17 protein-coding genes and 1 tRNA gene are annotated in these 15,884 nt (G+C 68.2%); 7 read left to right on the top strand and 11 right to left on the bottom strand.

What is annotated here, in order from left to right:
- Positions 1 to 11 precede the first annotated feature (11 nt).
- Together Hhyl6_RS12445 and Hhyl6_RS12440 are read left to right on the top strand one after the other, a co-directional pair.
- On the top strand, positions 12 to 1,070 hold the full coding sequence (locus Hhyl6_RS12445; RefSeq protein ID WP_483739507.1) for a radical SAM protein: 1,059 nt from the start codon (positions 12 to 14) through the stop codon (positions 1,068 to 1,070).
- Positions 1,071 to 1,135: 65 nt separating this feature from the next.
- Entirely contained in the window at positions 1,136 to 1,780 is a 645-nt protein-coding gene (locus Hhyl6_RS12440; RefSeq protein ID WP_483739506.1) for a helix-turn-helix domain-containing protein, read from the top strand.
- A gap of 1 nt (position 1,781) precedes the next feature.
- On the opposite strand, the gene Hhyl6_RS12435 is transcribed toward Hhyl6_RS12440, so the two are convergent.
- The 8 genes from Hhyl6_RS12435 to Hhyl6_RS12400 form a co-directional block, all read right to left on the bottom strand.
- Positions 1,782 to 2,963, bottom strand: coding sequence for a hypothetical protein (locus tag Hhyl6_RS12435; protein ID WP_483739505.1), 1,182 nt, complete (start codon positions 2,961 to 2,963; stop codon positions 1,782 to 1,784).
- A gap of 1 nt (position 2,964) precedes the next feature.
- On the bottom strand, positions 2,965 to 3,198 hold the full coding sequence (locus Hhyl6_RS12430; protein WP_483739504.1) for a DUF2249 domain-containing protein: 234 nt from the start codon (positions 3,196 to 3,198) through the stop codon (positions 2,965 to 2,967).
- 24 nt (positions 3,199 to 3,222) lie between these two features.
- Positions 3,223 to 3,396 (bottom strand): DUF7560 family zinc ribbon protein, encoded by a 174-nt coding sequence (locus Hhyl6_RS12425; RefSeq protein WP_483739503.1) that lies wholly within the window; start codon positions 3,394 to 3,396, stop codon positions 3,223 to 3,225.
- Between the two features lie 90 nt (positions 3,397 to 3,486).
- Complete coding sequence (locus Hhyl6_RS12420; RefSeq protein WP_483739502.1) at positions 3,487 to 4,284, bottom strand: DUF4013 domain-containing protein; 798 nt, start codon at positions 4,282 to 4,284, stop codon at positions 3,487 to 3,489.
- A gap of 104 nt (positions 4,285 to 4,388) precedes the next feature.
- The gene (locus Hhyl6_RS12415) at positions 4,389 to 4,577 is read right to left on the bottom strand and encodes a hypothetical protein (protein ID WP_483739501.1); all 189 of its coding nucleotides are present in this window, start codon (positions 4,575 to 4,577) and stop codon (positions 4,389 to 4,391) included.
- 267 nt (positions 4,578 to 4,844) lie between these two features.
- Positions 4,845 to 4,918: transfer RNA gene (locus Hhyl6_RS12410), tRNA-Ile, on the bottom strand.
- 84 nt (positions 4,919 to 5,002) lie between these two features.
- Positions 5,003 to 5,551 (bottom strand): FxsA family protein, encoded by a 549-nt coding sequence (locus tag Hhyl6_RS12405; protein WP_483739500.1) that lies wholly within the window; start codon positions 5,549 to 5,551, stop codon positions 5,003 to 5,005.
- A gap of 103 nt (positions 5,552 to 5,654) precedes the next feature.
- Positions 5,655 to 7,034 (bottom strand): cytochrome P450, encoded by a 1,380-nt coding sequence (locus Hhyl6_RS12400; RefSeq protein WP_483739499.1) that lies wholly within the window; start codon positions 7,032 to 7,034, stop codon positions 5,655 to 5,657.
- 165 nt (positions 7,035 to 7,199) lie between these two features.
- Here Hhyl6_RS12400 and Hhyl6_RS12395 point away from each other — a divergent pair, with 165 nt between their 5' ends.
- Positions 7,200 to 8,810 (top strand): DUF255 domain-containing protein, encoded by a 1,611-nt coding sequence (locus Hhyl6_RS12395; protein WP_483739498.1) that lies wholly within the window; start codon positions 7,200 to 7,202, stop codon positions 8,808 to 8,810.
- Positions 8,811 to 8,927: 117 nt separating this feature from the next.
- On the top strand, positions 8,928 to 9,746 hold the full coding sequence (locus Hhyl6_RS12390; protein ID WP_483739497.1) for a TrmB family transcriptional regulator: 819 nt from the start codon (positions 8,928 to 8,930) through the stop codon (positions 9,744 to 9,746).
- 27 nt (positions 9,747 to 9,773) lie between these two features.
- Here Hhyl6_RS12390 and mptA read toward each other — a convergent pair whose 3' ends face one another.
- From mptA to ahbB, 3 genes are all read right to left on the bottom strand, one after another.
- Positions 9,774 to 10,700 carry a GTP cyclohydrolase MptA gene (gene mptA / locus Hhyl6_RS12385; RefSeq protein ID WP_483739496.1) on the bottom strand — a complete coding sequence of 309 codons (927 nt, stop codon included), beginning with the start codon at positions 10,698 to 10,700 and terminating at the stop codon, positions 9,774 to 9,776.
- A gap of 58 nt (positions 10,701 to 10,758) precedes the next feature.
- Complete coding sequence (locus Hhyl6_RS12380) at positions 10,759 to 11,352, bottom strand: response regulator transcription factor (protein WP_483739495.1); 594 nt, start codon at positions 11,350 to 11,352, stop codon at positions 10,759 to 10,761.
- Between the two features lie 76 nt (positions 11,353 to 11,428).
- Entirely contained in the window at positions 11,429 to 12,466 is a 1,038-nt protein-coding gene (gene ahbB, locus Hhyl6_RS12375; protein ID WP_483739494.1) for a siroheme decarboxylase subunit beta, read from the bottom strand.
- Between the two features lie 109 nt (positions 12,467 to 12,575).
- On the opposite strand from ahbB, the gene Hhyl6_RS12370 reads away from it, so the two are divergent.
- The 3 genes from Hhyl6_RS12370 to Hhyl6_RS12360 all read left to right on the top strand — a co-directional run bounded on the left by Hhyl6_RS12370 (position 12,576) and on the right by Hhyl6_RS12360 (position 15,870).
- On the top strand, positions 12,576 to 13,661 hold the full coding sequence (locus tag Hhyl6_RS12370; RefSeq protein ID WP_483739493.1) for an anthranilate phosphoribosyltransferase: 1,086 nt from the start codon (positions 12,576 to 12,578) through the stop codon (positions 13,659 to 13,661).
- Between the two features lie 154 nt (positions 13,662 to 13,815).
- Positions 13,816 to 14,865, top strand: a complete 1,050-nt coding sequence (locus Hhyl6_RS12365; RefSeq protein ID WP_483739492.1) for a S1C family serine protease — start codon at positions 13,816 to 13,818, stop codon at positions 14,863 to 14,865.
- Between the two features lie 45 nt (positions 14,866 to 14,910).
- On the top strand, positions 14,911 to 15,870 hold the full coding sequence (locus Hhyl6_RS12360) for an alpha/beta fold hydrolase (RefSeq protein WP_483739491.1): 960 nt from the start codon (positions 14,911 to 14,913) through the stop codon (positions 15,868 to 15,870).
- The last annotated feature ends 14 nt before the right edge of the window (positions 15,871 to 15,884 follow it).

Genomic DNA, 15,884 nt, shown 5'->3' with positions numbered 1-15,884 from the left:
TGTTCGGGGAGATGGACTTCGCCGAGCGACCGCTGGTGCTCATTTGGGAACTCACGCAGGCCTGCGAACTCGCCTGCAAGCACTGCCGGGCCGACGCCCAATCCCGACGCCACCCCGACGAACTGACGACGGCGGAGGGGAAGGCCCTGCTGGACGAGGCCCGCGAGTTCGGCGAGGGACAACTGGTCGTCCTCTCCGGGGGCGACCCCTTGGCGCGCGACGACGTGGCCGAACTCGTCGACTACGGCACCGAACAGGGACTGCGGATGACGCTGACCCCCAGCGGGACCCACTCGCTGACCCGCGAGCGACTGGCGGCACTTGACGAGGCCGGCCTCCGACGGATGGCCCTGTCCATCGACGGCGGGAGCGAGGCCGCCCACGACCGCTTCAGAGGTGAGTCGGGCAGTTTCGAGGCGACGATGGACGCCGCCGAGACGGCCCGCGACCTCGACATCCCGCTACAGGTCAACACCACCGTCTGTGCGGAGACAGTGGAGCAACTGCCGGCCATCCGCGAGGTGGTCGCGGACCTCGGGGCCGTGCTGTGGTCGGTGTTCTTCCTCGTCCCCGTCGGCCGGGGACGCGTGTTGACCCCCATCGACCCCGACCGGGCCGAACGGGTGATGGAGTGGCTCCACGAGGTGAGCGACGAGGCCCCGTTCGGCGTGAAGACCACCGAAGCGCCCCACTACCGTCGCGTGGGGATGCAGGCCGACGACGGCGACGACGGCGTCCGCCGTCGGATGGGCGTCCGCGCCGGCAAGGGGTTCGCGTTCGTCAGTCACACCGGCGAGGTGTACCCCTCCGGGTTCCTGCCCGAGTCCGCGGGCAACGTCCGCGAGGAGAGCGTCGTCGACGTGTACCGGGACTCGACGCTGTTCCAGCGCCTTCGCGACGACGACGCCCTCACCGGGAAGTGCGGGGCCTGCGAGTACCGCGGGGTCTGTGGCGGCAGTCGGTCGCGGGCCTACGCGACGACGGGCGACCCCCTCGCGGCCGACCCGCTCTGTGCCTACGAACCCGACGGGTTCGAGGGGGCGGTCCCCGACCAGCACCCGGCCGATTGAGGGGGTTTTTCACGCGCTGGGAACGCGCTCCCCCCGTTTTACGTGGGGGACGATGACATACGGGTATGACCGACTCGGGCATCAGGGTCGAACTGTCGGTGGATTCGCCGGGCGCCTGCCCGGTCGCGGCCGTCTCCGAGGAGGCCGGGACGACAGTGACCGACGTGGCGCGGAGCGCACCGCTGGAGGAAGGACAGGTCGTCGAGGAGTTCACCACGGACGGCGGCGTCACGGCCGTCGAATCGCGCGGCGACGTGGACGAGGTGTTCACCGCTGGCGACGGCGGCCGCTACCGGTTCGAACGGGACCGTGACGGCTGCGTCTGTGAGACTGTCGAGGAGTTCGCCTGTCCGGTCGCGGACATCCGCGCCGAGGGGGGGCAGTTGCTGTTGACGTTCCACGCCCCGGACGTCGACCGCATCCGCGCTATCGTCACGCGACTGAAGGAGCTCTACGACGGCGTGTCGCTCCGCTCGCTCCGCCGCGACGGGGAGACGGACCCCACGGATTCGGTCCTCGTCGACCGGAGCCGTCTCACCGACCGCCAGCGCGAGGTGCTGGAGACGGCCGTCGAGATGGGGTACTTCCGCTATCCGAAGGGAGCCAACGCCAGCGAGGTGGCCGAGGCGCTCGACATCTCCGTCTCGACGTTCGCCGAGCACATCGCGGCGGCCCAGACGAAACTGCTGGACGCCATCTTGGAGGCCTGACTCAGGCCGCTTCGCGCCGGAAGGCGGCGAAGACGAGCCACGCGTACAGCCCCGCACCGACGACGCCGACCCACCCTCCGAGCGAGGCCAGCACCGTCACGCCCGCGAGGAGGCCGACCGCCTGCCCGAGCAGTCCCCCGACCAACAGCGCCACGGCGACCCGCGCCGTCCCGTCGGAAGCGAACGGCCACCGACCGACGGACGGCGGGTAAAACTGGAACGTCGCACCCACGATTGTCAACCCGAGAAACCCCAGCACCATCAGCCGGTAGTGTGCGGTCACCACCGCCGGGTCGCGGCCCGTGAGTGCGGCGACGAGTCCCAGCGCGACGCCACCGAGTCCGGCGAGCACCGCCAGCAGGACGGCCCAGAGACCGACCCGACGTCGCTCGGACCGCGCGAACAGGTCGAGGTACGCCACTGCGAACCCGACGACGGCGAACGCTTCGAGAGCGCCGCCGACGAGGAGTACTGACCGGTCGAACAGGCCGACCGCGAGTGCCGCCGGCGCGACTGCGCCCGAGACGAGCACCACCGGAACCAGCGGCCGCCGCGGGTGTTCGACGAGAAAGCGCGGGAACAGGCGGAACCCGACGCCGAACACCAGTAGGGCGGCCGTTCCTGCCGCGAGGAGGTGCGACACCTGCTGGACAGCCAACGACGGCCCGCCGGACCCAAAGAGTCTGGTCAGCGCCGCGACGGCGAGGTAGCCGCCCGCCACCGGGACGACGGCGTTCGCTCGGCGGTCCACGGGCCGACGGGCGGCCTTCGCGTCGCCGGTTCCCGTCGCGGCCCCCGTGAGGTTGTCCCTGACCGTCCACCCGAGCGTCACGAGGAACCCGAGGGCACCGAGTGCCCAGAGGACGCCGCCGGCGGGTCCGAGCCACGACGTCCCGGCGGTCCCGGGACGGGCGCTAGCGGCGGCCATCGCCACCGTACCGCCTACCGAGAGCGCCGCGTGGAGCGCTAGCGGCGTCGTCCAGCGAAGGTCCCGGTCGAAGAACGTCGGGACCAGCGCGTACGCCTTTCCGAACAGGACGTTGAGGACGAACCCGTACAGGCCCAGCGTGACGACCGTCCGGCGGCCGAGACCGCTCGCTATCGCGAGGTGCGTGGCGAGGAAGAACGCGGCCCCGACGGCGACGAACGCCCGACTCCACCGGGAGACCCCCCGGGCGGTCATCTCACTCCGGTTCGACGTAGACGTGCCACTCGTCGTCGGCTATTCGCTCGGCGTCGTGGGTGTACCCCCGCTCCTGTAACACGCCGTACAGCGGCACCGGTTCGAAGCTGTTGACGAGTTTCAGGGTCTCGTCCGGGCCGAGGTCCGACAGCGCGTCCATGATGTGTGCGAACGGCTCTCCGTCGACGCGCCGCACGTCGAGTTCGTGCACGCCCGGTCGCTCCTCAGAGGACATACGCCGACAGACGAGCCACGACTGTCAGACGCTTGTGCCGAACGTGTTCGCCTCGGTGAACGCCGCGGCCCCGACGGCGGCACCGCAGACGGCACACCCGGACGCAAGCAGGCGTTCGCGAGCGCCGTCGTCGACGGCCACGCGCGTCCCGCATTCGGAGCAGGTGAACCAGTAGTCCGCCACGGTGTCGAAACTCACCAGCGGCGATACGAAAGCGACCCACCCCCGATTCTACGGGCTTTTCAGGCCTTCGAGCGCGGGCAGCACGCCGTCGGGGGCCGTGGGCGCTCAGACTCGTTCGTCCTCGTCCGTCTCGACCGCCCACGAGTCGGCGCCGTCGGTCGCCACCGGTTCGTCGTCGCTCCCGACCGTCGGCGTCCCGACGTCGGGGCCACCGGAACTCGCGAGAGGCGGTTCGCCGTACTCCTCCTCGTAGGCGTCGCCGAACCCCTGCGCCCAGATGTAGAAGATGGCCGACTGGCCCGCGAACACGAGGAACGGCACGGCGAGGTAGCCGACGATAGTGAAGCCGAGGATGGTAGCGGCGGCCTGCATGAGCACGTTGACCACGAACGCGAGGGCGATAGCTTTCAGCATCGTCCCGTTGGTGACGAGCGTCCGAAGAACGCCAACGTCGAACCCGGCCGAGATACTGTCCGTCCGGACGAAGTTGCCCGTCACAACAGGTAGAACCACTGCGAGCGCCAGTACGCCGACGAGGTAGAGGAGGCCGCCAATGAGGATGCCCAGAATCGACAGCCCTCCGACGTCCGCCCCCACACCAACCAGAACCAGCCCAAAGAACGGAATCCCAGCGACGAGAAGGACGAGCACCGTGTACGCCACCACGATGACTGCGTGTTTGAGGCCGTCAACTGTCAGGCCGACGAGGTCGGCCTCGCCCCACTCCGGCGGGTTTACCGTATCTCCGCCGAGTACCCGGCGCATCACTTCGAGCATGTAGCCGTTGAACGTGAACGCCGGAACGATGAGGAACGCACCCGGGAACAACACCAGTCCACCGATGAGAACCCGCTTCAGCCAACTCTCACCTTGTGTCTGATACTTTATACTGTCTTCAATCATGTCATGTTAGCAATCTTCGGAGGAGTGTAAATAACTTGTGTCATCTACAATAGGATTTAGACTGGCCAGTAATGTTCCGAGAGGGGCCGGATGGCCATCGCTGCTCATTCGGAACGACCGACGACGGCGAAGGACTGCTCCGCCCGCTTGTCCACGAGGTCAGCGTACCGGTACGCGCGGTTACAGCGATTGCAGTACACCGTCGGCCCCTGTTTGTCCCGCAGTTGGTGGTGGTGTCTCGGACACATCATCCGCCACTCCTCCCGCAGTTTCTCGGCTATCGACTCACTCATACGTGACCTCCGGTGTCGTTCGTGGTGCGACGGGCCGCGTGACCGTCGGGTCGTCCTCCGCTGTCGACATGTCCGCCGAGAGGGCGACGACGGTAAAAGGGGTCAGCCATGGGTGCGGAGCGAAAGTGAAAGTGGACGACCGACTAGCCGTCGGCGTCAGACGGTCCGAACGACACCGTCGCTGGCGGTGTGTCGTGTGTCGAGATGAGATGGCTGGGGAGTTTTGACCCCATTTTCGCGCCGGCACAAAACCGGGCGAATTTGGGATGGGCCAACTCGGATTTGAACCGAGAGCCTCCCGGTTATCAGCCGAGCGCTCAACCTGATTGAGCTATTGGCCCAGGCGAGCGCATCTTGGTGTATCCGAGGGGTATAGAAAAGGGTAACGTTTCGAGGCGCGATTCGTGAGAAACCGCAACACGGAGTCAGTTGTCGCGGTCCTCGAAGTCGACGTCGGTGGCGTCGTCCGGGTCGAAACCGGCACCGCCGGCCGAGCCACCGCCAGCGGGACCGCTCGGGCCGCCGGACCCGGGCGCGGGGCCCTGTCCGTCCTCGTTCGGGAAGCCGCCGATGTACACCTCACCGCTGGCGAAACCGCCGGTCTTGGCGTCGATGTACGGCCGGACGACCCAGCGCTGGGTCGCCGCGCGAATGGGGTAGCGGGTTATCGGAATCGCCAGCAACAGGCCGACGGCGTCCGTGACGAGGCCGGGCGTGAGGAAGAACGCGCCGGCGGCGATGAGGAGGCCGCCGTCGACGAGTTCGTTCGTCGGCACCTCGCCGGTCGCCAGTTTCCGCTGGATAGACTGGAGCGTCGCCCTGCCTTCGGCGCGGACGAGCAACATCCCCACGAGCGCGGTGAGGACGACGAGCGCCACCGTCACCAGCGGGCCGAAGAAGGGAATGGCCACTGTCACCAGCAACACGATGTCGAACAGCGGGATGAGCAACAGCAGCCCGATGACCCGGAGCATACCCCCGCTTGCAGGTCAGGCCCCAAACGCCTTTCGAGAGGTGGCGAGGAGTCGAGCGAGGCGGGAGCCCTCGAAACGACACGGGGACGACTGCGCCGAAGGCTCACCCGCGCTCGTGGACCCGGACCGTGACGGGTTCGGTCGGGGAGAGCGTGATGCGCATCCCCAGTTCCAGCGGCGGTTCGGTGACGGCCTCGAACCGGAACCGCTGGGCGAGGGCCGCGAGCGCGAGTTTCGCCTCCATCCGGGCGAAGCGCATCCCGATGCAGTGGCGCGGGCCACCGCCGAAGGGGTAGTACGCGTAGTCCGGAAGTTCGGCCTCGAACTCGTCGGTCCAGCGGTCGGGACGGAACTCGTCGGGGGCGTCGTACCAGCGCTCGTCGCGGTGGACGAGCCACTGCGGGATGGTCAACTGGGCGTCCGGTTCGACGTCGTAGCCGCCGAGCGTGACCGGACGGGTAGGCTGGCGGAACGTCGTGAACGCCGGCGGGTAGAGCCGTAGCGTCTCGGTCAGCACTCGGTCCAGATACGGCAACTCGAAGAGGTCCGCGGGCGTCGGGTCCGTGCCGTCGAGCGTCGCGTCGAGTTCCTCGTGGAGGCGGCGCTGTGCGTCGGGGTGGGTCGCCAGCAGGAACCACGCGTAGGTCAGCGTCAGCGCCGTCGTGTCGTGGCCGGCGACGAGGAACGTCAGGAGTTGGTGGCCCAGTCGCTCGCGGTCCATCGTCTCCTCGTCCAGCGAGAGCAACAGGGAGAGGACGTCGTCGCGGGCCTCCCGTTCCGCGGCGGCCTCGGCCTGTCGCTCCGCGATGATGTCGTCTAACGTCGCCTCGAAGGCCGCCCGCGTCCGTCGGACCCGGCGGTTGTTCGGCGTCGGCACCCACAACGGGAGGTACGCCGAGATGTTACCGGGGTCGACGCGGTGACGCAGCGCCGTCAGGAGCGGTTCGAGCGACGCGGCCGTCCGGTCGATGTCCACGTCCAACAGCGTCTTGCCGAGCACCCGCAGGGTGTAGGTCCGCATCGCCGGCAGCAAATCGACGCGCTGGCCGTCCGTCCACTCGTCGGCCGTCGCCACGGCGAAGTCGGTCATCGTCTCCCCGTAGGTGGCGATTCGCTCCCGGTAGAACGCCGGTTGGAGCGCCGTGCGTTGCTGTTTCCACTCCTCGCCCTCCAGCAGAAAGAGCCCCTCGCCGATGAACTCGCCGAGGGAGTCCCGGAGGAGTTGCCCCTTCTCGAAGTCCCTCTCGTCGGTGACCAGCACCTGCTCTACGAGGTCCGGGTGCAACACGAAGTATCCCGTCGTCCCGGCGACGTTGAACCCGACGACGTCGGCGTCGGCCCGCGCCGCCTCGTCGTAGAACCCGAGCGGGTCCCGGACCATCGAGAGCGTGTTGTCGAGGAGGGGAACCCGGCCGAGGCGCGGCGGTCGGTGGCCGGGCGTCACCGGGCCGCGCACCTCGGACTGGGCCTGTGGAGGACTCATAGGGCCGTCTACGGCCGTGTGACGGATTGTTCTTTCGTTCCACTCGCGGGCGGGCGGAAGAAGCGTCGGCGCGACCCGAACGCACACTCGACGGCCGCGGGAGTCACAGGCCGACCCGGCACCCGGAGTGACAGCCCATTTGTACGCCCACCTCCGACCACCTCTATGGACGAGTTCGCGGCGGACACGAAAGTCGAGTGGCGCGAGTGGGGGCCCGAGGCGTTCGAGCGCGCCGCCGACACCGGCAAGCCGATACTGCTCTCGCTGACCGTGCCGTGGAGCGCCGAGTGCCGCGCGATGGACCGGGGAACCTTCGGCGAACCGCGCATCGCGGCCAACGTCAACGACGGGTTCGTCCCGGTGCGCGTCGACGCCGACCGGAATCCGCGGGTGCGGGAACGCTACACGATGGGCGGGTTCCCCTCCACCGTCTTCCTCACCCCGGAGGGCGAAGTCATCAGCGGTGCCACGTTCCTCGGGCCGAACGGGTTCCGGGGCATCCTCGACAGCGTACGGGAGTCGTGGGACGCCGAGGGGACCGCCGCGGGGTCGGTTCCCCGGCAGTTACAGGACGAGGCGCCGCCGGCCGGGGAGTTGCGTGCTCGCATCGAGGAACACATGATAGAGCAGTTGCTCGGCGCGTTCGACGAGGAGTTCGGCGGGTGGGGGTCGGACGTGAAGTTCCCGCTCCCGCGCACCGTCGAGTTCGCGTTGGTTCGGGCCCGGGACCAGGCGACGCGCACGCTCGACGCGATACAGACGCACTTGCTCGACACCTACGACGGCGGCTTCTTCCGGTACGCCGCCGGACGGGACTGGTCGAACCCCCGGCGCGAGAAACTGCTGGACGAGAACGCGGCGCTCGTGCGGGCGTTCGCCCACGGCTACCGCTACACAGGCACGGAATCGTACCGAGAGAGCGCCCGACAGACCGTCGAGTACCTCTCGACGGACCTCTGGACGGGCGACGCCTTCGCCGGGAGTCAGGCGGGCGACGACGACTACTACCACCTCGGGCCGACCGACCGCGAGGCGGCCGACGCCCCGCACGTGGACGAGACGGTGTTCGCCGACCGGAACGGCCTCGCTATCGACGCTCTGCTGTGGTTCCACGCCTACACCGACGACGAACGTGCGCGCCGCTACGCCGTCCGGGCCCGCGACCACGTCCGCGAGACCCTCGTCGAAGACGGCGCAGTGGCCCACTACGACGACGAGGCGAGCGACACCGGCCTCCTCTCGGACCACGCCCAACTCCTGCAGGGGTTGACGACGAGTTGGCAGGTGCTCGGGGACGGCGGGCCGGCCGAGGCCGTCGCCGACTGGACTATCGATCACCGACAGCAGGCCGGCGGCGCGTTCCGCGACGGTCCAGACACCGGTGCCGGCCTCTGCGGTCGGTCGCTCCACCCGCTCGACGCCACGGTCGAACTCGCCGACGCGCTGGTCGATTTGGCCGCGCTCACCGGCGAGGACCGCTATCGGGCCGTCGCCACGGACGCCGTCGAGTCCTTCGCCGGCGCGGCCGAACGCATGGGCGTCGAGGTGGCCGGGTACGCCAGCGTGGCCGCCAGACTGCGGGACCCGCAGACGCTCGTCGTCGGCACCGAGGCCGGGACGGACCTCCACCGGGCGGCGCTCCGCCTCGCCGACCACGAGACGACGGTGGTCCCCGACCCCGACGGCGACGGCGTCGCCCGACGGTACGAAGGCGAGACGGTGACGGCCGAGGGCGAGACGCCCGCCGAACTCGAAGCCGCGCTGACCGAGTCGTAGAGGCGGTCGGGGAGCCGACCGACCGGGGAAGTGTTAGCGTCGATAGAGAACGGCCGGAAACGTTCGGCAACGGTAAACCTGCGATGAGTTTTTAGTGTAGCACCGTCACGTGTCTGTATGGCGAGTCTGAGAGACCTCGGCCTCTCTGAGTACGAGGCCAGAGCGTACCGGTCCCTGCTGGAGACGGGACCCACAACGGCGAAGGAGTTGTCACGGGCTAGTGACGTTCCGATGGGGCGCATCTACGACGTGCTCAACAGTTTAGAGACGTACAACCTCGTGCGGAGTCAGACGGCGAGTCGACCCAAGAAGTACGTCGCCGTCGAACCGGACACCGCGCTGGACCGCCTGCTCGACGACAAGAAGCAGGAACTCGAAGCGAAGGCCGAGCAGTACGAGGACATCGTCGACAACCTCTCGGACCAACTGGAGACGGCCGACCCCGTCGAGGAACCGTTCTGGACGGCGGCCGTCGGCCCCGAGGAGACGATGGACCTCCTGTTGGAGCGACTGGCCGCCGCCGACTCACGCATCGTCATGGTCGGGTCCTCACCGGCCAGACAGGTCGACATCATCGAGGCCACCGAACGCATCGTCGACGAACTGGTGGCGGCGCTCGAACGGGGCGTCGAGGTGTCTCTGCTCGTGCGTCCGGACCTCTTCGAGAGCCTCCCGTCCGAGGCCAACCGCGAGTACTACGAGCGCCTCTCGCCGTACGAGAACTACCACGCCCGCGCGACGCCGAACATCACGACGACGTTCGAACTCATCGACGACGCGGAGGTGTGCATCGAGGTGCCGCATCCGCTCGGGAGAGAGGAGACGTTCGGGGTCATCGACCTCAAGGACCCGGACTTCACCGCCGACATCAGCAAGGCGTTCGACGACCACTGGGAGGAGGCGACGACCATCAACCCGCCCCGACGTAGCGAGTGACGCCCCGGAGCGGGCCGTCTTCGGTCGTTACGCGTCGAGTTCGGCGCGCAGGTCGCCCAGTTCCGCCACGCGTTCGGCGTGAGCGTTGTGCTGGTGAATCGACTCGTCGTTGGACTGTTTCATCGTCACGATAGCGTCGTCCGACAGGTCCGGGAACTCCTCGACCACGCCCTCGGCCATCGCACGGACGCAGTCCTCGACGAACTTCGCGTCCTTGTGGGCCTCGTAGGTCATGTGGTCCTCGTCGGGTCGCTTCGCGAGGTTGTAGATACGGGCGCTCATCGAGTCGCGCGCCACCTCGATGAGTTCGTTCAGGTCCACCTCGGGTGCGCCCTCGCTCTCGACGGTGAGGGTGGCGTGTCCACGCTGCGAGTGGCCGGCCTGTGGCATCTTCTCGAGGAACTCGTCGATGACGTCGTCTTCGACCTGCAGATTCCGGAGGGTCTGTCGGGCGCGGGACGCCGACATCCCCTGTGAACAGGGACAGACCGTCATCCCCGTGACCCGGGCCCCGATTTCCTCGCTGGTGCCGTCTTCGGTGGCCGTCGCCGAGGCGATGATGTCGGCCGTCGACTGCGTGGCCACGTCGCTCTCCGGCGTCTTCTCGTGGGTGACGTATTCCGCTTCCATCCGGACCTCGGCCTTCGTGGTGTAGTCGTGTTTCTCCAAGAGGAGGTCCGCGGCGTCGCCGCAGACGTCCTCGACGCGGTAGGCCTGTTCGGAGACGGCCGTCTCCAGCGTCTCGTCGATGACCTCCATGTTGCGGGACATGTCCGCTCCCTTCCGCCACGACGGCAGGTCGACGTACACTTCGAACTCCGCCATGAGCACGATGGGGTCGCGGTCTCGCCGCCCGAGTTTGACGAGTTTGTCGACACCCGTCACACCCACGCGGTTCAGACCGACTGTCACGTCCGGACTCGACGCCTGCACGTCCGGGAGTTGCTGACTCATTGAGCGCTCTTAGGACGAGACTCGGTTAGTGCTTTCGGAACCCGTGGTTTCCGCAGTCTCACTCCGTCGGACCGGCACGGACCGGGCCGCAGACCTCGGAAAAGAGTCGTTCGTAGTCCGTCTCGTCGAACCCCGCGACGATGTCGTCCAGTGACTGTTTCGCTTCGGCGAGCGACGCCTCCAGCGACTGGAACTCCTCGCTCGCGTCGAGTTCCGCCTGCGACTTGCTCGCGGTCAGCGCCGCGTGTTTCGCCGTCAGCGCGTAGTACTCACGGAACTGCTCCTGATAGGCCGAACAGCGGCGGAGGCGCTCGACGGTCCGAAACAGCGTGTCTCGCGAGGTGGGCTTGACCACGTAGTCGTCGAAGGGCATCTCCACGATGTCGAACTCCGGGTCGACGGCCGTCACCATCGCCACTCGCGCGTCCAGCCCCCGTTCGCGAATCGTCGCGAGTACCTCGTCGCCCGATACGTCCGGCATCCGGCGGTCCAGCAGGACGACGTCCACCGACGAGTCCAGCGCCGACAGCGCGTCCGCGCCGCTGTAAGCCGTCTCGACGTCGTATCGCTCGCGCAACTGGCCCGCGTACGCGTCCGCCACGTCCGCCTCGTCGTCGACGACGAGGACGGTTCCTCCCCCGCCAGACGTCATGTGTTCACACGGAACTTGAACCGAATAGCGACAAAAGGATTCCGGGACCAGTAGTCTCGTTGACTCGTCTGGCGTCCTACTCGCCGACGATGTCGTCGTATCGCGCCCCAGTCTGTTTCAACGTCTCCGTCGAGTACAGGCGGTCGTGGTCGAAGGGGAGATACTCCGCGGCCAGTTCGTCTATCTTCGCCTCCACGGCGTCGGCCTCGCGGCCGTGAATCATCGTGAAGAGGTTGTACGGCCAGTCCTGTTCGGGCCGGCGCGGTCGGTGGTAGCAGAGCGTGACGTAGGGGAGTTCGCCGACTCGTTGGCCGAGTTCGTCCAGTCGCTCGTCGGGGACGTCCCAGACGACCATGCAGTTGTTGTCGAACCCGGTGGCGATGTGGTTGACCACACAGCCGATGCGCTTGATACAGCCGTCCTCCCGCAGGCGTTCGATGGCCGTCAGCACGTCGTCCACGTCGGCGTCGACGGCCGCGGCCACGTCCCGGTAGGGGGTCGCCGTCAGCGGGAACCCCTCCTGTATCTCCAGTAAGAGCGCCCGGTCCAGCGCCGAGAAGTTCGCGGTGGCGTCCTCGCTGATGCGGGTGGCGCTGGCGTCGGTGCCCTCGATGGACTCTCTGGCGAACCGGTCCCCGTTGACCACCGGGAACTCGAGGTCGATGTAGTAGTCGGTCAGCATCGGCAGGACGAGCACCTCACATCCGGTCCGGGCCTCGACGTCGGCCAGAATCTCGTCCCGTTTCTCGCGGGACCCCGCGGTGACGACGAACCACATGTTCCACTCGTGGTCGCGTGCGTAGTTGTGGTTCACCTGCCGGTACCCGTTGATTACCTCGGCCACCTCCTCGAAGCGGCCCTCCGGGGCGGCGACGGCGGCCAGCGTCGACGACCCGATGACCGGCGGGTTCAACACCGGACCGAACCGCCGAAAGACGCCGTCTTCGCGGAGTCGCTCGACCCGTTCGAGGGCCTCGGCCCCGGAGATGCCCAGTCGCTCGCCCACCACCTCGAAGGGGCGCTCGCGGACGGGGAAGTCGCTCTGGAACTCGTCGATGAGAGCGGCGTCCACGTCGTCGATGCGCTCGCGCCAGTCACCCGACCGGAGGCTCATTGCCCGGAATTAGGAGCGAATCGGTGTATCACTTTCGGGAGCGACGCGGATTCCCACGACGTGGGACCGAAACACAGGGGCTTTCAAACTCGGTCCCGAACGAGTTCGCATGGCACAAGCGACCCGTGAGTACGGCGAATGGCCCCTCAAACGGCTGATGACCGAGGTCGTCGGCTCCGGTCACAAGTCCGCCGACGACATGACCCGCGAACAGGCCGCCGAGGCCTTCCGGCGCATCCTCGACGGCGAACCGGACCACACCACGCTCGGCGCGTTCTGGCTGGCCAACCGCTGGAAGCGCAACACGCCCGAGGAACTGGGGGCGTACGTCGACGTCATGGCCGAGGAGTCGGTCGTCACCGCCGAACCCGACGCCGACCCCGTCGACTGCGGGGCCAACTACGACGGGAAGGGGCGGTCGGCCATCTTCGGCGTCGCCGCCGGCCTCGTCGCCGCCGCCGCGGGCACACCCATCGTCGTCCACTCGGGCGACCGGGTCCCGACACAGAAGCAGGACGCCTACAAGCACGTCCTCGACGAACTGGGCGTCCGCACGGAACTCGCTCCCGAGGAGAGCGCCGACATGGTCGACGACGTCGGCTTCGGCTTCTACTACCAACCGAACTTCAACCCCGGCATCCACGCCCTCTACGACCGGCGGGACAACATGGGCGTTCGGACGTTCGTCAACACCGTCGAGACGCTGGCGAACCCCGCCGGCGCGAGCGTCCACCTCGGAAGCTTCTACCACCTCCCGTTCGCCAAGAAGATGGTGCGCACGCTGAAGAACGCCCAGTCCAGCACCGTCGAACGGGCGCTGTTCTTCCAAGGGATGGAGGGGTACGACGACGTGCGCCCCGGCGAGACGGTGGTCGCCGAGTGGCCCATCGAAGGGGCGGACAGCGACGACGAGGACATCGCGGACTTCGAGATTCGTACCGGCGAGTTCGGCATGGACGTCACCAGCGAGGACCTGCAGGTCAAGGACGTGGCCGAGGAGTCCGCGACCATCACCGAGGCGGTGCTGGCCGGCGAGCGTGACGACGGCTTCGCCGACGCCGTGGCGCTGAACGCCGCCCTGCGCATCTACGCCCGCGAGGACGCAGACAGCATCGAGGACGGCCTCGAACAGGCCCGGACGGCCATCGAAGACGGCAGTGCGGCCGAGACGCTCGACGCTCTCCGCGACTTCTGAGCGGACCGGGGACGCGCCGAGCGACGAGGGCGATTCGACCGCCGTCCCTCGATTCGGCTTTCGTTTAGCGACACAGGTTTAGCTCGTGGTCCGCTAGTACCGGTGAGACTGGTTGACGCGGGACGACGTCTCGTGTCAGTCGGACCCACACCAAATGAGCGACGACCCAACCATCAAAGCACTGTACGCGCAGACCATCCCCTCCGTCCTCTCCGTGTACGTCACGGACCGGGGCGACGACGGCCGGCGCGGCGGCGCCGGGTCCGGGTTCGTCTACGACGACGAGTACGTCGTGACGAATCAGCACGTCGTCGGCGACACCGACTACGTGGAACTGCGCTTCCACGACGGCGAGTGGCGTACCGGCGCCGTCGTCGGCACCGACCCCTACACCGACCTCGCGGTGGTCCACGTCTCGGACCTGTCCGAAGACGCTACCCCCCTCCCCGTCGCCGATGAGAACCCCGAACCCGGCGAACGCGTCGCCGCCATCGGCAACCCGATGGGACTGGACGGCACAATCACCGTCGGCTACGTCAGCGGCACGAACCGGTCGAGTCCGACCGGGAACGGGTTCACCATCCCCGAGACCATCCAGACGGACGCGGCGGTCAACCCCGGCAACAGCGGTGGGCCGTTGCTCACCCTCGACGGCACCGTCGTCGGCGTCAACCGCGCGAAGGGCGGGGACAACATCGGGTTCGCCGTCGCGCCGACCATCGTCTCGCGGGTGGTCCCCGCCCTCGTCGACGACGGCGTCTTCCGACCCGCGTACCTGAACGTGCGGACCATCGACGTCTCGCCGACGGTGGCCGAGGCCAACGGCCTCGACGAGACGGCCGGCGTCCTCGTCGTCGACGTGGGCCGGGAGTCCGACGCGGCGCTCCGCGGGTGTGACCGCGTCGTCCGAACGCGGGGCCGCGAGGTGCCGACCGGTGGAGACGTCATCGTCGGCGTCGACGGCGAGTCGGTCCGCTCGACGGAGGAACTGACGAGCTACCTCCTCACGGCCACCGACCCCGGCGACATCGTCGAAGTGACTGTCCGGCGGGACGGCCGGCACGTCACGGACAGCGTGACGCTCGGCGAACGGCCGCCCCCGGAGACGCGACGCCGCGGCCGGAGACGGGGCGGACGAGGCCGCCGCGACGCCGACTCGAACGGAGACTCACGGCGCCGTGACCGCGGTCCACTCACGCACTGACGCCCCGTCGGAACGACTTTTCGCCGGCGGGCCGAACAGCCGGTGATGCCCTCGACCACCACTCCCGACGCCGAGTGGACCGTCCCCGACGACGACGCGGTGTGGTCGCACACGTTCCTCGAGACGAACGGCGTCTGGTTGCACGCCGTCACGGCCGGCCCCGAAGAGGGCCCCCTCGTCGTGTTGCTCCACGGTTTTCCGGAGTTCTGGTACGCGTGGCACCATCAGATTCCGGCGCTGGCCGAGGCCGGCTATCGCGTCGTCGCTCCCGACATGCGCGGGTACAATCTCTCGGAGAAGCCCAAAGGCGTCGACGCCTACCACGTCGACGAACTCGTCAGCGACGTGGTCGGGGTGGTCCGGTCGTTCGGCCGCGAGTCGGCCCACGTCGTCGGCCACGACTGGGGCGGCCTCGTCGCGTGGCAGACCGCAATCGACCGGCCCGGCGTGGTCGACCGGTTGGCCGTGCTGAACGCGCCGCATCCGACCGCCTACGAGCGCCTGCTTCGGCGCTCGCCCGCCCAACTCCGGAAGTCGTGGTACGTCTTCTACTTCCAGTTGCCGTGGCTCCCCGAGTTCGGGTTGGCGTGGGACGACTACGCGCTGTTGGACCGGATGCTCCGTGACGGGACGGTCAGGGCCGACGCGTTCAGCCGGACCGACCTCCAGCGATACGAGGCGGCGCTGTCTCGGCCGGGCGCTCGGACGGCGGCGCTCAACTACTACCGGGCGCTGTTCCGCCGGAACGCCAAACTGACGCTGGCGCGGGGCGGCGTCGGCGACCAACCCGTCTACGTCCCGACCCTGCTCGTCTGGGGCGAACAGGACGACGCGCTGGACGTCCGCCTCACCGAGGGACTGGACGAGTGGGTGCCCGACGTCCGGGTCGAACGACTGCCGGACGCGAGCCACTGGGTCCAGTTCGACGCACCCGACCGGGTGACCGAGGCGCTGCTGGGCCACCTGACGGGGGCCGACGAGCGCCCCGGCCCCACTCGTTCGTAGTGGGCAGGCTTTTC

Source organism: Haloarcula sp. H-hyl6 (assembly GCF_056934455.1).
Note: the sequence above shows the minus strand (reverse complement) of the source record. Positions and strands in the feature narration are given on the sequence as shown.

Bases quoted from the DNA above. Each gene is read 5' to 3' on its own strand.
- Hhyl6_RS12445 (WP_483739507.1), top strand. From the start codon at position 12: ATGGACTTCGCCGAGCGACCGCTGGTGCTCATTTGGGAACTCACGCAG.
- Hhyl6_RS12420 (WP_483739502.1), bottom strand. From the start codon at position 4,284: ATGATTGAAGACAGTATAAAGTATCAGACACAAGGTGAGAGTTGGCTG.
- Hhyl6_RS12370 (WP_483739493.1), top strand. From the start codon at position 12,576: ATGGCACAAGCGACCCGTGAGTACGGCGAATGGCCCCTCAAACGGCTG.
- Hhyl6_RS12435 (WP_483739505.1), bottom strand. From the start codon at position 2,963: ATGACCGCCCGGGGGGTCTCCCGGTGGAGTCGGGCGTTCGTCGCCGTC.
- Hhyl6_RS12430 (WP_483739504.1), bottom strand. From the start codon at position 3,198: ATGTCCTCTGAGGAGCGACCGGGCGTGCACGAACTCGACGTGCGGCGC.
- mptA (WP_483739496.1), bottom strand. From the start codon at position 10,700: ATGAGTCAGCAACTCCCGGACGTGCAGGCGTCGAGTCCGGACGTGACA.
- Hhyl6_RS12440 (WP_483739506.1), top strand. From the start codon at position 1,136: ATGACCGACTCGGGCATCAGGGTCGAACTGTCGGTGGATTCGCCGGGC.
- Hhyl6_RS12395 (WP_483739498.1), top strand. From the start codon at position 7,200: ATGGACGAGTTCGCGGCGGACACGAAAGTCGAGTGGCGCGAGTGGGGG.
- Hhyl6_RS12405 (WP_483739500.1), bottom strand. From the start codon at position 5,551: ATGCTCCGGGTCATCGGGCTGCTGTTGCTCATCCCGCTGTTCGACATC.
- ahbB (WP_483739494.1), bottom strand. From the start codon at position 12,466: ATGAGCCTCCGGTCGGGTGACTGGCGCGAGCGCATCGACGACGTGGAC.
- Hhyl6_RS12415 (WP_483739501.1), bottom strand. From the start codon at position 4,577: ATGAGTGAGTCGATAGCCGAGAAACTGCGGGAGGAGTGGCGGATGATG.
- Hhyl6_RS12365 (WP_483739492.1), top strand. From the start codon at position 13,816: ATGAGCGACGACCCAACCATCAAAGCACTGTACGCGCAGACCATCCCC.
- Hhyl6_RS12360 (WP_483739491.1), top strand. From the start codon at position 14,911: ATGCCCTCGACCACCACTCCCGACGCCGAGTGGACCGTCCCCGACGAC.
- Hhyl6_RS12400 (WP_483739499.1), bottom strand. From the start codon at position 7,034: ATGAGTCCTCCACAGGCCCAGTCCGAGGTGCGCGGCCCGGTGACGCCC.
- Hhyl6_RS12390 (WP_483739497.1), top strand. From the start codon at position 8,928: ATGGCGAGTCTGAGAGACCTCGGCCTCTCTGAGTACGAGGCCAGAGCG.
- Hhyl6_RS12380 (WP_483739495.1), bottom strand. From the start codon at position 11,352: ATGACGTCTGGCGGGGGAGGAACCGTCCTCGTCGTCGACGACGAGGCG.